The 14,598-nt window shown below is 66.8% G+C and carries 12 protein-coding genes; 8 read left to right on the top strand and 4 right to left on the bottom strand.

The window, feature by feature from the left end; all coding sequences use genetic code 11:
* Nucleotides 1-206: 206 nt before the first annotated feature.
* Entirely contained in the window at nt 207-1,859 is a 1,653-nt protein-coding gene (gene pgm, locus ACTAQI_RS17610) for a phosphoglucomutase (alpha-D-glucose-1,6-bisphosphate-dependent) (RefSeq protein ID WP_457947572.1), read from the top strand.
* Here pgm and ACTAQI_RS17605 read toward each other — a convergent pair.
* Nucleotides 1,856-2,353 (bottom strand): 2'-5' RNA ligase family protein, encoded by a 498-nt coding sequence (locus ACTAQI_RS17605; RefSeq protein WP_457951098.1) that lies wholly within the window; start codon nt 2,351-2,353, stop codon nt 1,856-1,858. The two genes, pgm and ACTAQI_RS17605, sit on opposite strands and share 4 nt — an antisense overlap.
* Before the next feature lie 134 nt (nt 2,354-2,487).
* Nucleotides 2,488-3,093 (bottom strand): malonic semialdehyde reductase, encoded by a 606-nt coding sequence (locus ACTAQI_RS17600; RefSeq protein ID WP_457947570.1) that lies wholly within the window; start codon nt 3,091-3,093, stop codon nt 2,488-2,490.
* A gap of 200 nt (nt 3,094-3,293) precedes the next feature.
* On the opposite strand from ACTAQI_RS17600, the gene ACTAQI_RS17595 reads away from it, so the two are divergent.
* Both ACTAQI_RS17595 and ACTAQI_RS17590 read left to right on the top strand, forming a co-directional pair.
* Entirely contained in the window at nt 3,294-4,646 is a 1,353-nt protein-coding gene (locus ACTAQI_RS17595; protein ID WP_457947568.1) for a uracil-xanthine permease family protein, read from the top strand.
* Nucleotides 4,647-4,723: 77 nt separating this feature from the next.
* Nucleotides 4,724-5,191 carry a hypothetical protein gene (locus ACTAQI_RS17590; protein ID WP_457947567.1) on the top strand — a complete coding sequence of 156 codons (468 nt, stop codon included), beginning with the start codon at nt 4,724-4,726 and terminating at the stop codon, nt 5,189-5,191.
* Between the two features lie 66 nt (nt 5,192-5,257).
* Here ACTAQI_RS17590 and ACTAQI_RS17585 read toward each other — a convergent pair whose 3' ends face one another.
* Both ACTAQI_RS17585 and ACTAQI_RS17580 read right to left on the bottom strand, forming a co-directional pair.
* Entirely contained in the window at nt 5,258-6,166 is a 909-nt protein-coding gene (locus tag ACTAQI_RS17585; protein ID WP_457947566.1) for an SGNH/GDSL hydrolase family protein, read from the bottom strand.
* Nucleotides 6,163-7,047, bottom strand: a complete 885-nt coding sequence (locus tag ACTAQI_RS17580; RefSeq protein ID WP_457947564.1) for a GAF domain-containing protein — start codon at nt 7,045-7,047, stop codon at nt 6,163-6,165. The genes ACTAQI_RS17585 and ACTAQI_RS17580 overlap by 4 nt, the downstream gene beginning before the upstream one ends.
* 184 nt (nt 7,048-7,231) lie before the next feature.
* On the opposite strand from ACTAQI_RS17580, the gene ACTAQI_RS17575 reads away from it, so the two are divergent.
* The 5 genes from ACTAQI_RS17575 to treS all read left to right on the top strand — a co-directional run bounded on the left by ACTAQI_RS17575 (nt 7,232) and on the right by treS (nt 14,569).
* Nucleotides 7,232-8,116 (top strand): LysR family transcriptional regulator, encoded by an 885-nt coding sequence (locus ACTAQI_RS17575; RefSeq protein ID WP_457947563.1) that lies wholly within the window; start codon nt 7,232-7,234, stop codon nt 8,114-8,116.
* Nucleotides 8,117-8,336: 220 nt separating this feature from the next.
* Nucleotides 8,337-9,434, top strand: a complete 1,098-nt coding sequence (locus ACTAQI_RS17570) for a tartrate dehydrogenase (RefSeq protein ID WP_457947562.1) — start codon at nt 8,337-8,339, stop codon at nt 9,432-9,434.
* 101 nt (nt 9,435-9,535) lie between these two features.
* Complete coding sequence (dctA, locus tag ACTAQI_RS17565) at nt 9,536-10,987, top strand: C4-dicarboxylate transporter DctA (protein WP_457947561.1); 1,452 nt, start codon at nt 9,536-9,538, stop codon at nt 10,985-10,987.
* A 1-nt stretch (nt 10,988) separates the two neighbouring features.
* Complete coding sequence (locus tag ACTAQI_RS17560) at nt 10,989-12,134, top strand: glycerate kinase (protein ID WP_457947559.1); 1,146 nt, start codon at nt 10,989-10,991, stop codon at nt 12,132-12,134.
* A 155-nt stretch (nt 12,135-12,289) separates the two neighbouring features.
* A complete protein-coding gene (gene treS, locus ACTAQI_RS17555; RefSeq protein ID WP_457947558.1) occupies nt 12,290-14,569 on the top strand; it encodes a maltose alpha-D-glucosyltransferase in 2,280 nt (759 codons plus the stop codon).
* The last annotated feature ends 29 nt before the right edge of the window (nt 14,570-14,598 follow it).

The raw sequence follows: 14,598 nt of genomic DNA, 5'->3' as shown, positions 1-14,598 counted from the left end.
GCGGCGGCCCGCCGTCGTCCGTTCCTTTCCCTTGTTTGCATGGAATTTTCTTGAAATTAGCAGGGCGCGGAAGGGCCGGTATATAGGTACTTTCGGGGCCGTGTACTCAGGCGGACTACTTGGTTGGCGCCCGTCACGGCAGGTCACAGCGTCCGGATTCTGGGCGGGTCGTTTTGACTCCTGCCAGCTTCTGGCATGCTGGAGCCATGGCTAGCCGCGCGGGTACAGTTGCCCAACCCCAGGACCTTGTTGACATCACTGCGCTTCTTGACGCGTATTACGACATCGCGCCGGATCTGGGTGATCCCGGCCAGCGCGTAGTTTTCGGCACCTCCGGGCACCGGGGTTCCAGCCTGAAGGCGTCCTTTAATGAGCAGCACATCGTGGCCATCACCCAGGCCATCGTGGAATACCGGGCAGCCCAGGGCGTCACAGGGCCCCTGTTCCTGGCCAAGGACACCCACGCCCTGAGCGAGCCTGCACAGAACTCCGCCCTCGAGGTGCTCGCCGCCAACGGCGTCCAGGTCCTGGTCGACGCCCGGCACGGCTACACCCCCACCCCGGCCCTCAGCCACGCCATCCTCACCTACAACCGGAAGGCGGCGCCGGGAGCACCGCAGGCGGACGGCATCGTAGTGACCCCCAGCCACAACCCGCCGGGCGACGGCGGCTTCAAGTACAACCCCCCGCACGGCGGCCCCGCAGACTCCGACGCCACCGGCTGGATCGCCAACCGCGCCAACGAACTGCTGGAGAACGGCCTCCGCGGCGTCAAGCGGATCCCGCTGGCCGACGCCCAGTCCGCGGACACCACCGGCAAGTTCGACTTCCTCTCCAGCTACGTGGACGATCTTCCGTCCGTGCTGAACCTGGACGCCATCCGCGACGCCGGCGTCCGCATCGGTGCCGACCCCATGGGCGGTGCCTCCGTGGACTACTGGGGCGAGATCGCCGAACGCCACCACCTGGACCTCACCGTGGTGAACCCCACGGTGGACCCCCAGTGGGCGTTCATGACGCTGGACTGGGACGAGAAGATCCGCATGGACTGCTCCTCGCCGTCGGCCATGGCCTCACTGATCCAGCGCATGTCCGATGGCGGATCCACCTTTGATGTGGCCACCGGCAACGATGCGGACGCGGACCGGCACGGCATCGTCACCCCCGACGGCGGCCTGATGAACCCCAACCACTACCTGGCCGTCGCCATCGACTACCTCTACCGCAACCGCAGCGGCTGGAACCCCGACTCCGTCGTGGGCAAGACCCTGGTGTCCTCCTCCATCATCGACCGCGTGGCCCAGAGCCTGGGCCGGAAGCTCGTTGAGGTTCCCGTTGGCTTCAAGTGGTTCGTGCCCGGCCTGCTCTCCGGTGAAGGTGCGTTCGGCGGCGAGGAGTCCGCTGGCGCGTCCTTCAACAAGCTGGACGGCAGCGTGTGGACCACGGACAAGGACGGCATCCTGCTGGCCCTGCTGGCGTCCGAGATCACCGCGGTCACGGGCAAGTCCCCGTCGCAGCTGTACAAGGGGCTGACGGACCAGTTCGGGGCCCCGGTCTACGCCCGGATCGACGCCGCCGCCACGCGTGAGCAGAAGGCGAAGCTGGGCAAGCTTTCCGCGGCGGACGTCACCGCTACGGAACTGGCAGGCGAGACCATCACCGCCAAGCTCACCGAGGCCCCCGGCAACGGCGCCCCCATCGGCGGCCTGAAGGTGGTCACCGAGAACGCCTGGTTCGCAGCGCGTCCGTCCGGCACCGAGGACGTGTACAAGATCTACGCCGAGTCCTTTAAGGGCGAGGAGCACCTGAAGCAGGTGCAGGCCGAGGCCAAGGCGCTGGTGGACGGCGTCATCGCCTAGCTATCACCTTCGCGGCGCCACAGCCGGAGGACGCGCCTGACGGCGTGGTCGCCGCCGGGAGCCATGTCCACCAGGGCGACGCGGTCAAGCACGACGGCGTCGCCCTGGTGGAGGCGCTTGCCGCCGTGGTGTGAGACGTGGGGCCGATAGCCGGCGAGCGTGTGCGCCGGTGTCAGGATCCTCCCGCCCACGTCCGCCACCACCTGCACCAGCCGCTCATGAAGCTCCTGCAGGGCGGGGTGCGGTTCCACCAGGTTCACCGGGACAGATCCGTTGCGGCCAAAAGCTGCGTCCTCCCCCACCGTCAGCTTGGCACCCAGTGCTGCGGCCGCCGTCGTGCCGGCGTGCCCGGCGATGCGTTCGGCGACGTCGGCAGTGTCCGTACTGGCGGCGTCGAACCTCACCAGCGTGATGTGCAGGGGCCAGTCCGTCCGCGGGAAAACCTGGCCGTCCGCCACCGGCTCGACGAAGGCCACAAAGATAAGGTTCCGCACGGGCATACGCCCAGTCTCCCACCCGCCGCATCTCCCCCTTCCCAACGCCCCATCACCTCCTGCGCTCAAAACCCAAACGCCCCATCACCAGGTGATGGGGCGTTTGTGGAAAAGACGCAGGAAGTGATGGGGCGTTAGACGGTGCGGACGGCCTCGTCGTAGGAGTACTTGGGCTTTGCCTCGCCCCAGGCGTCCTCGCCGGGCTGGCCAATGTTGACCACCAGGAAGCTCTTCTGGTCGCCGGCCGGGAAGAAGGCAGCGTCAATCGCGTCGAAATCAGCGCCGGTCATGGGGCCGGCGGCGAAACCGAGCGAACGGACGGCCAGGATGAAGTAGCCGGCCTGCAGGTGGGCGTTGTTGTTGCCCGTGGCGGCGGCGAGTGCGGGGTCGGCGTCGTACATGGCCTTGGGGGCGTTGTAGCCGGGGAGGAAGTTGTCCCACTTGCCGGCCCAGTCGGTGTCGTAGCTGAGGATGGCCACGAGCGGTGCGGAGGCAGTCTTGGCGCGGTTGCCACGGGACAGGGCGTCCACCAGCGTGGCGCGGGCCTCGGCAGAGCGGACGTAGGTGACGCGCAGCGGCTGGGAGTTGAAGGCAGTGGGTCCGAATTTGGTGAGTTCGTAGATGGCCTGGGCCTGTTCCTCGGACACCTCGCCGGTGAAGGAGTTGGCGGTGCGGGCCTGGGCAAAGATGGCGTCCACGGCTGCCGAATCGATAACCGCTTCTTCGTGGGCAATGGTCATTGGCTTACCTTTCGCTGCGCCGCCCGCCTGCCGGGGTGGCCTCTGGTGCTTTCCATAGTTGCAACTTCAAGTGCTTTCCTCCTCTTCCCGTGACGCCGGGTGACCTTGGCCACAGCGGGCATGAGCGAAAAACTTGGCGGTATTCTGGATCGAGTTGATCTTCGCCCACTCGCGGCACCCCCTGAAAGGCATTCCTTCCCATGAGCATGCTCGGAATCAAATGGAAGCTGCACGGCACCGGCAAAACCATCAAGCCAGGCCAGGTGGTGGCCCCGGATGAGCGTTTGGCCTGGCCCCTGACCATCGGCGTGGGCATGCAGCACGTGGTGGCCATGTTCGGCGCCACCTTCCTGGTGCCCATCATCACCGGAATGCCGCCGGCCACCACGCTGTTCTTCTCCGGCATCGGCACACTGCTGTTCCTGGTGATCACCAAGGGCCGGGTGCCCAGCTACCTGGGGTCGAGCTTCGCGTTCATCGCTCCCATCACCGCCTCGCAGGCGCAGTTCGGCATCCCCGGCGCCCTGGGCGGCGTGGTACTTGCCGGGACCACCCTGGCCCTGGTGGGTGCCGTGGTCCAAAAGTTCGGCGCCGGCTGGATCAACCGGCTGATGCCGCCCATCGTCACGGGTGCCATCGTGGCACTGATCGGCCTGAACCTGGCCCCCGCCGCAAAGCAGAACTTCGACGCCGCTCCCATCACCGCCCTGGTCACGCTGGCCACGATCATCCTGGTCAGCGTCCTGTTCCGCGGGATCCTGGGCAGGCTGAGCATCCTGGTGGGCGTGGTGGTGGGCTACCTGGTGGCCATGCTCCGCGGAGAGGTGAAGTACGATAAGATGGACGCCGCGGCCTGGGTGGGCCTGCCGCACTTCCAGACCCCCGAGTTCCACATCGGCGTTCTGGGCCTGTTCGTGCCCGTGGTCCTGGTGCTGGTGGCCGAGAACATCGGCCACGTGAAGTCCGTTGCCGCCATGACCGGGCAGAACCTCGACGGCGTCTCCGGACGTGCGCTGATGGCCGACGGCGCCGCGACGGTCCTGGCGGGATTGGGCGGCGGCTCCGGCACTACCACCTACGCTGAAAACATCGGCGTCATGGCTGCCACCAAGGTGTATTCGACGGCGGCTTACTGGGTGGCGGGCATGTTTGCCGTCCTGCTCAGCTTCTCGCCCAAGTTCGGCGAGCTGATCGCCACCGTCCCGGCAGGCGTACTGGGCGGCGCGGCCACCATGCTGTACGGCATGATCGGCATCCTGGGCGTGAAGATCTGGGTGCAGAACAAGGTCAACTTCTCCAACCCGGTCAACCTGACCACGGCCGCCGTGGCCCTGATCATCGGCATCGCCGACTACACCTGGACCATCGGGGACCTGAAATTCACCGGCATCGCCCTGGGTTCCGCTGCCGCGCTGGTGATCTATCACGGCATGAAGGCCATCGCCAAGGCACGTGGGACGGTGGCCGAACCGGAAACCGAGCATGCAGGGCTGCCTCCGGCGGTCAAGGCCGCCATGAACGCCGCCGCGAAGCGGGGCCCGAAAAAGCGCTAAGGCGGAACGCCGGAAAGGGACAGCCGCGGGCTGCCCCGGTAGGGTGGAACAACACAGGCAATACGTTCGGGGGGACCATGCTTGAGAACACTGCACGTCCATCGCAGCCGCCACCGCCGGCAGCCCATCGCCACGTCCAGCAGGCGGACCTGCCATCAGAGCAGATCTACACCCTGGCTCCGGTACCCAGGGCGCGTCTAACAGGCTGCGTTCTCGCGGTTCTCCTCAGCGGCTGGATGCTCGCAGTTCCGATCGCACTCATTGACCAGCTAAGGGATGCTCCCGGGCCAGGGGTCGCTGTCGTATCAGGGAGCATTATCGTCTTCGCCGTGGTTACCGCCGGCCTCGGCGGCTTTCGTTTCTTCAACGCCAGGGACCGTCGCAGGGCGTTATCCCTTGCGCTCATCGCCGCCCTGGCTGCAAGTGTCATTGCCGCAGTCACATCAGCATCCCAACCCGGATACGGGCTGCTGCTGGCCGTTCCCGCCGTGCTGGCGGGAGTCCCTGCGCTCATCGCGTTGATCAGGGACGCCCGCAGGTCGTGACGCCGGGCTGAAGGGCGGGGTCACGGCCAGCGGATCCCGGCTTTTGTTAACCAGGGGTACTGAAGGCTAGGCTGCCTGACCCTCCGGGGCCGGCCCGCCCGCGAGTCCAGTGTGCAGGCCCGCAACGGGGTGGCCCGGCGGGAAGGGACCGGGACGGCCAAGGCCGAACACCGGTCCGGGCCGGGGCCGCTTCGCCGCCAATCCATTGTCTGCCGGGTGGGGCCGTATCTGCTTCAGCGCCCACGGCACGAAGTACTGCTTGGCCCAGACCAAGTCTTCGGCCCGGGCCTGCGTCCAGCCATGGGCCTGAAGCGGCCGGGGCTGCAGTGGTTTGAGCGTGTGCGGTACACCTAGTGCGTTGAGGGTGGCCACGGCTACCGAGTGATGGCCCAGCGGGGACAGGTGCAGCCGGTCCAGATCCCACATCACGGCGTGGTGAAGCTCCGGCAGGCACCAGAGGTCAACCATGATGGCGTGGTGCCGGGCCCCGATCCTGTGGAGATGCTCGTTGTAGATCGCCACGCGCCCGCGGATTTTGCCGAAAACCGGCGTGTTGCCCCAGTCGGGGCCGGCGTACAGCAACACGGTGGCACCCGTCGCGACCAGGACGCCAACGGCCTCATCAATCTTTTCCGCCAACCTGTCCGGGTCGCCATGGCGGAAGATGATGTCATTGCCGCCGCCGGACATGGCGATCAGGTCGGGTTTGAGCGCCAGGGCCGGTTCCAGCTGGGCGTCGAGGATCTGCCGCAGCAGCATGCTGCGGATGGCCAGGTTGGCGTAGGCGAAGTCCGGCTGGCCGTCGGCCAGTTCCTCGGCCACCCGGTCTGCCCAGCCCCGGAGGCCGCCCAGGCTGTTCGGCTCGGGGTCGCCAATTCCTTCGGTGTAGGAGTCCCCCAGGGCGACGAATCGGTGCCAGGGGTGCCTGTCCGGTCCGTCCGCGGTGGAGCGCAGCTCCTGCTTCTCGATGGTCATGCCGTCCTCCCTTCCGCAGCGGGCGGGGGTTCCTCCCCCGCCGCAGCGTCCTTGCGGGGCGACGTTCCGGTTGGAAGGTCCCGCCCCGCCGCCGACGGCCGCGGAAGCTCCGCCACGCCGTCGTACGTTTCCTGCCGCAGCCCCGAAGGCTGCCCGGCCCCGCGGTCCATGCCGCTGGGGGCCACAACGCTCAGTGCCGCGTCCCGGAGGTCCACTTCGTGGTGCAGCGCCTGCGTCTGCAGGAACCGCAGCGCGCCCTCCCGGGTGAGTCCGTATTCGTTCATGAGGCTGCGCACGGCAAGGTCCACAAGGACCAGGGAACTTTGGACGACGGCGAGACCCGCCGTCGTTTCCGCGCGCTCGGCCACGCGGAACACGAGGCGCAGGGCCCGGGCCATTTGGCGCGCGTAGCCCTGGATCCCGACCAGGTCGTCACTGGTAAACGCGTGCGGCGTGCCTGCGTAGAAGGTGATCGCGGCGCTTGTCCCGCCTTCGGTCATGATGGGCACGGAAAGCATCGACTGCACCCCATGAGCCGACGCCGCGCTGGCGTAACCCGGCCACCGGCGGTCACGGTTGAGATCGGATACCAGGACGAACGCCTCGGTGCGCATGGCCTCCATGAGCGGCCCGTCGGCAAAGGAGCACTGTTCCCGGTCGGCCTCCCGCGCCTGCTCCGTGCTGGCAGCAAGCGTGCGTGCCTGACCCAGGCGGAAGAGCGTAGCGGCCCAGCCAATGCCGCGGCGTTCACCCTTGATATCGCTCATGAAGTCATGGGTGACTTCCCGGAGGAAGACTTCGACATCCTTGCTGTCGAAGACCGGCTCCGGGGTAACTGGAAGCAGTCCCCAGCCAACCTGCCCCGTGGGTTCAGCGGCCATGTTCCAGCCCTGCTATCAGCACTCCGGCCCACTGCAAAACCTTTGATCTAAGAATACGGCCGCTCGTGGCCTTAGTGGGGAAAGTGGGCGAAACAAGGGGGAAAGGGGGATTCGCGGAACGGGGCGGGCGTGGGTAGGCTTCAGGCGCACCGCAGCATCGGCCGGCGGGAGAAGGAGCCGCGTTTTGGACACCCGGAAACTAAAGTACTTCCTCGCCGTGGTTGACCACGGTGGATTCAACCGCGCGGCCGAACACTTGCTGATCGCCCAGCCTTCCCTGTCCCAGACCATCGCCGGGCTGGAAAAGGAACTCGGCGTGCCGCTGTTCCACAGGATCGGGCGCCGGGCTGTCCTTAACGATGCGGGCAAGGAGCTGGTGGGCCCGGCCCGGCTGGTGATGCGCGACCTGGCCGCGGCACAGTCTGCAGTGCAGGCGCTTCGCGGCATCCGCAGCGGGCAGCTGGACATCATCACCATGCCGTCCCCGGGAATTGAACCCCTCACGTCCATGATTGCGGCCTTCACCCAGGCCCACCCCTCCGTCCGGCTGAATGTGGGGGCAGCGTTCACGCCGGAAGAGGTGATCGAATCCGTGCGCAGCGGCAGCACGGAAATCGGATTGGCCGGTTCCCCCACGGCCATCCGTGTTCCCGGCGTGGAAGTCCTCGAGCTGGAACGCCAGCCCCTGATCCTCATCGTCAACCCCCGGGCCGATACCTTCGGGGCCGGCGGCGCGATTGTGCGGGAGGACCTCGGCGGCCACCGAATCATCGCCAGCCAGCGGGGCTCGCTGATGCGCTGGCTCGTGGACGACGCACTGGCGCGCGGCATCGACGCCGAGATTGTGGTGGAGGTGGCGCACCGCACGTCCATCCTGCCACTCGTGCTCGCCGGCGTGGGCCATGCGGTGATGCCTTCCTCGTGGGCACCCACCGCGCACAAGGCCGGCCTGCGCACGCTCCTGATCGAACCGGTCTCCCACCTCGAAGTGGCCATCCTGAGCCGCAAGGACGATCTCACTCCCGCAGCCCGTGCCTTCCTGGACGTGGCCGGGCAGCACGCGGAATAGGTAGGGGCTACCCATCGGTTGCTCCGACAACGTCGTTTTGGGGGCTCAAAAGGGCATTATCGGAGCAATCGATGAAAAATTGATAGGCCCTTCCTATCAGCCGCATTGAGTCTTGGTCTTGGACGCCGTGCGGGGGACGCCCGTCTACTTGAAGAGGAAGAAAACAGTGTGACCCCCGCAACAGGAGCACACTGCGAACACTCAACAAGGAGGTAGCCGCATGGGCGCCAACCAGACTTTCAGCATCGCTTCAATTCCCGCAGACGGCGTGGGCAAGGAAGTGGTCTCCGCCGGCCGCCGCGTCCTGGAGGCTCTCGCCGAAGACTCCAACGGCAAGTTCGCCTTCGACTGGACCGAGTTCCCGTGGGGCTCCGAGTACTACGCCCGGACCGGCCAGATGATGGACCCCAAGGGCCTGGAAGCCCTCAAGGACTTTGACGCAATCTACTTCGGCGCCGTGGGCTGGGAGAACGTCCCGGACCACATCAGCCTCTGGGGCCTGCGCCTGAACATCACCCAGAACTTTGACCAGTGGGCGAACATTCGCCCCGTGAAGTTCCTCCCGGGCGTGCAGTCTCCGCTGCGCAAGGCCGACAACACCGAACTTGACTGGGTTGTGGTCCGCGAAAACAGCGAAGGTGAATACGCAGGACTGGGTGGCCGCAACCTCAGCGGCCGCGGCCCCGGCAACGAGGTGGCCCTGCAGACCGCACTGTTCACAGAGAAGGGCTGCGAGCGCATCATGCGCTTCGCCTTCGACCTGGCCCGGACCCGCACCGTCAAGAAGGTGTCCTCGGTAACCAAGTCCAACGCGCAGCAGTACGGCATGGTCCTCTGGGACGAGGTCTTCAACCGCGTGGCCCTGGACTACCCGGACGTCAGGACCGAAAGCGTCCTGGTGGACGCCATGAGCGCCAAGTTCATCCTCAAGCCGGAGGACCTGTCAGTGGTGGTGGCGTCCAACCTGAACGCGGACATCCTCTCCGACCTCGGCTCCGCCCTCGCCGGCAGCCTGGGCCTGGCCGCGAGCGCCAACCTGAACCCTGAGCGCCGCTTCCCGTCCATGTTCGAACCCGTCCACGGCTCGGCCCCGGACATCGCCGGCCAGGGCATCAGCAACCCGATCGGCGCCATCGCCAGCGCAGCCCTGATGCTGGACCACTTCGGCCTGCACGGCGAAGCCCGCCGGGTGGAAGCGGCCATCGAGGCAGCCACTGGCTCCGGCCACCTGACCCGCGACGTGGGCGGCGACGCCACCACCGAGGATGTCACCGAGGCCATCATCAAGGCCCTGACGCTGGCTCCCGCCGCAGTCTAGTTACAGCCCTTCCGCGGGCGGCCATGCGGCCGCCCGCGGAAGTCCCCCGCACTTGCCCACTCCAGCTTTTCCAAAGACATTCCAACAATGAGGTAGGAATCATGGACCACAACAGCACCGCCGCAGCTGCAACAGCGGCCCCGAAAACCCGGTGGTTCCGGCAACTGTACTTCTGGGTACTGACTGCGATCGTCATCGGTATCCTGGTGGGCTGGCTCGCCCCGGCCACCGGCATTGCCATGGAGCCGATCGGCACCACGTTCGTGAATGCGATGAAGATGCTCATTGGGCCCATCGTGTTCCTGACGATCGTGGGTGGCATCGCCAGCGTCGCCGACCTGAAAAAGGTGGGCATGACGGGGCTGAAGGCCTTGACGTACTTCCAGGTCGGCACCATTTGCGCCCTGGCGTTCGGACTGGTGGCCATCAATATCTTCCGCCTGGGCGAGGGCGTGAATGCCGACGCCAGCACCATCAAAACCTCGGACTCGGCGGCCAAACTGATCGACGCCGGCGCGCACCAGGAATGGTGGCAGTTCATCACCCACATCATCCCCAACAGCGTTGTTGGACCTTTCGTGGAGGGTGACATCCTGCAGGTCATCTTCATCGCCGTCGTCTTCGGCATCGCCCTGAATGCCATCGGCAAGGTGGGGGCTCCCGTGCTGGACGGCGTCCAGCGCCTCACCGCCGTGATGTTCAAGATCCTCAGCTTCATCATGAAAGCCGCGCCGCTGGGCGCATTCGGCGCCATGGCCTACGCAGTGGGCAAGTACGGCGTCTCATCGCTGACCAGCATGGGCGGGCTCATCGCGCTGTTCTATGCCACGTCCATCCTGTTCGTGGTGGTGGTGCTCGGTTCGGTCATGGCGTTCCTCAAGCTGAACATCTTCACCATGATCAGGCACCTCAAAGAGGAATACATGCTCATCCTGGGCACCTCCACGGCCGAGCCTGCCCTGCCGGGCCTGATGCGCAAGCTGGAGCACGCCGGCGTCAAGAAGGAAACCGTGGGCCTGGTGGTCCCCACCGGCTACAGCTTCAATCTTGACGGCGCGGCCATCTACCTGTCCCTGGCCGCCCTCTACATCGCCCAGGCCACCAACACGCACCTCACCATCGGCCAGCAGCTGGGCCTGCTCGCGGTCATGCTGCTGACCTCAAAGGGCGCAGCAGGGGTGGCCGGCGGCGGCTTCATCGCCCTGACCGCCACCCTGGCCACCATCGGCACCATCCCGGCGGCCGGCATCATGCTCATCTTCGGCATCGACAAGTTCATGTCCGAATGCCGTGCCCTGGTCAACTTCACCGGCAACGCCGTCGCCACCCTGTTCATCGCCTGGTGGGACCACACCCTCGACGCCGACCGTGTCCGGCGCGTCTTCGCCGGCCAGGCAGTGGAACCCCTGCCCGCACAGGGCACCGCACTGCGTGGCGGTTCCGGCGACCCCGACGACGACCTCCAGAAGGTGCCGGCCCTCGCGGAAGGTCCGGACGGCGTCGACCACTCCCTGGCGGCCGACCGCCGCCCCGCCTACTCCGAGACCGTCTGACATGTCCACAACCACACCGGCGGTGCGTGCCCTCATCGCACCGGACAAGTTCAAAGGCAGCCTTACCGCCGGCGAGGTGGCACAGGCCCTGGCGGCCGGGCTTCGGTCCGCCGCCGGGGCCGGCCGGTCCATCCAGTGCGAACTGCTTCCCCTGGCGGACGGTGGAGACGGCAGCGTCGACGCCGCCGTCTCGGCAGGCTTCACCCGGCACACCTGTCCGGTGACCGGGCCGACCGGGCAACAGGTCCAGGCCTCCATCGCCTTCGACGGCGTAACCGCCGTCGTGGAAGTTGCCAACACCTGCGGGATCTCGCTCCTGCCCGACCACTCCCTGGACGCGCTCAACTCGTCCAGCCGCGGTTTCGGCGAAGCCATCCGCTGTGCACTCGGGCTGGCCCCCGCACGGATCGTGCTGGCATTGGGCGGCAGCGCCAGCACCGACGGGGGCATGGGGATGCTGTCCGCCCTGGGCTACACCTTCCTGGACGACGACGGCCGCGAACTGGAGGCGACAGGGCGCGCCCTCCGGCGGATCCACTCCGTCCAGGGATCCCCAATCCCCGGCCTTGCGCAGACGGAACTGGTTGTTGCCAGTGATGTTTCCAATCCGCTGACCGGTCCTGCCGGGGCTCCGGCCGTCTTCGGCCCCCAAAAGGGTGCAGGACCGCAGGACATCGCCGTCCTCGACGCCGGGCTGGGGCACTTCGTGGACAGGATGGCGGAGGCCGGATTTGCTTCCGCCCACCGGCTGGCACTGCATGTTGGGGCCGGCAGTGCCGGTGGGATCGGCTACGCCTGCCTGCTCCTTGGCGCACGGCAGGTCTCAGGGGCGGATTTCTTCCTGGACCTGCTGGACTTCGATGCGCGCAGGGACAGCTGCGACGTGGTCATCACGGGCGAAGGCAGCATCGATGTGCAGACCCTCGCCGGTAAGCTGCCGGCAGCCGTAGCCCGCCGCTCAGGCCCCCGGCCCATCATCGCCGTTGCCGGACGTTCCCTCCTTCCCCGCGAACGCTGGGCAGACATCTCCCTGACAAGGGTCTATGCCCTGGCGGACTACACCAGCCGCGATTCCGCCAAGGACCCCCAGCTGTCCACCGCCCTCCTCCAGCAGATTGGGCGGGATATCGCACAAAGCATCCGTTAGTCCGGGCACGTTTGTCCCCTTCGCCGGCTCCGCTGCGCAGTAGCATCGGGAGAGGGAACACCGAATACTCCCTGCTCGCTTGGGTACCTGACCTTGGGCAAGGGGTCTTGGAGCATCCATGCCAGCACGGAAACGAGCAATGGAAAGAGGAGCTTATGCGGGAGCCGGGCACCAGCGAGCGTACTTCAGAAGCGGATGCAGCCGCCGCAGGCAATGCGGAAGTGGAAGAGGGCGCTGCGGAGCCGTCAGCGGACCTGGAGGTCACCTTCGACGAGCAGTTCTTCGCGGCCCGGCCCAAGGCGTTGCGGCCCATCGCGCGGCGGCGGCAGTTCGTAGGCAGCAGGCCGTCCTTCGAGTTCGACGGCCGGAACGCCGCCTACGTGGAGTGGCTGCGCAACCAGGCCATGCTCGGGGATGCGAATACGCTGGCACGGCAGCTGTCCGGCCAGGCCAGCATGTGGCAGAACTCGTATGCGCATCCCAACCCGCGGGCCGCCGTCGAACGCGCCTCCGTCTGGTTCACCGCCTACCCGCTGTCCTTCATCACCCGGACCGGCCAGTCGTTCCTCTCTGCCCTGGGCGACCCGGAGATGTGGAAAGCATTCCGCGAAATCGGAATCCGCGGCATCCACACCGGGCCCGTGAAACTCGCCGGCGGCATCAGCGGCTGGTCCCATACGCCCAGCGTGGACGGGCACTTCGACCGCATCAGCATGGCCATCGATCCGGTCTTCGGCACCGAGGAAGAGTTCCGCAGCATGTGCGAGGTGGCCGCCGAGCATGACGGCACGGTGATTGATGACATCGTCCCCGGCCACACCGGCAAGGGCGCGGACTTCCGCCTGGCCGAAATGAACTTCCGGGACTACCCCGGGATCTACCACATGGTGGACATCCCGGAAGAGGACTGGAACCTCCTCCCGGACGTCCCGGAGGGTGCCGATTCGGTGAACCTCAGCCCGGACTCGGAGCAGGCGCTGCAGAAGGCCGGGTACATCATCGGCCGGCTGCAGCGGGTCATCTTCTATGAGCCGGGGGTGAAGGAGACCAACTGGAGCGCCACCCGGCCCATCGTGGACACCACCGGCAAGACCCGCCGCTGGGTCTACCTGCACTACTTCAAGGCCGGCCAGCCCTCCATCAACTGGCTCGACCCCACTTTCGCCGGAATGCGCCTGGTGGTGGGCGATGCCCTGCACTCGCTGGTGGACCTGGGCACCGGGGCGCTCCGCCTCGATGCCAACGGCTTCCTGGGCGTTGAAAAGAGCGCCGAGGAACAGCCCGGCTGGTCCGAAGGGCACCCGCTGTCCGAGGCCGCCAACCAGCTCATCGGCTCCATGATCCGCAAGGTGGGCGGGTTCTCCTTCCAGGAGCTGAACCTGACCATCGACGACATCAAGGCGACCTCGGAGGCCGGCCCGGACCTTTCCTACGACTTCATCACCCGGCCGGCGTACCACTACGCCCTGGTTACGGCGGATACCGAGTTCCTGCGGCTGACCCTCCGCCTGTCCATGGAGATCGGCGTTGACCAGGCCTCGCTGGTGCACGCACTGCAGAACCATGACGAACTCACCTATGAGCTGCTGCACTTCGCCGCCGGGCACCGGGACGAGATGTTCGAGCTCTACGGCGAGGAACTCACCGGCGCCCAGCTGGCCGAAAATGTGCAGCAGACCCTCCGGGACCGGTTGACCGGCGAGAACGCGCCCTACAACGCCGTCTTCACCACCAATGGCATTGCCTGCACCACGGTCAGCTTCATCATGGCCGCCCTGGGGATCAAGGACCCGGCCACCGTCACCCCGGAGCAGGAGGCGCAGATCCGGGACGTCCACCTGCTCCTGGCCATGTACAACGCGCTGCAGCCCGGCGTCTTTGCCCTTTCCGGCTGGGACCTCACCGGCATCCTGGCCCTGGACCGCAGCAGCGTCGGCGAACTCACCTCGCAGGGCGACACACGCTGGATCAACCGCGGCGCCCACGACCTCATGGGAACCAGCCCGGATGCCACCAGATCGTCGGCCGGGATGCCACGGGCCCGCAGCCTGTACGGGTCCCTGCCGGACCAGCTGCAGGACCAGGACTCATTCGCCCGGCGCCTCCAGCGGATCCTCGCCGTGCGTGAGGAAAACGGGATCGCCACGGGCACCCTGCTCGACGTGCCCGAGGTCTCCAACCGTGCCGCGCTGGTACTGGTCAACCGGCTGAGGGACGGGGCCCTGCAGGTTACGGCGCTCAACTTCTCCGGCCAGGACATCGCCGGCAGCATCCAGTCCAACGAGCTGCCGTCCGGCGCCAACGTGCAGGACCTGTTCAGCGGCGAGACGGTGGGGCAGGTGGATGACCTGCACAGCTTCTTCCTGGAACTGCCTGCCTACGGCGGAACCGCGCTGCTTCTGACCGAGGCGCCCGAGCCCGAGCCGGAGGCGTAAAGCCGGGCGCCGGGTAGCGCCGGGAATCC

Source organism: Pseudarthrobacter sp. alpha12b, from assembly GCF_054130495.1.
This window is presented reverse-complemented; position numbering and strand designations above follow the sequence as displayed.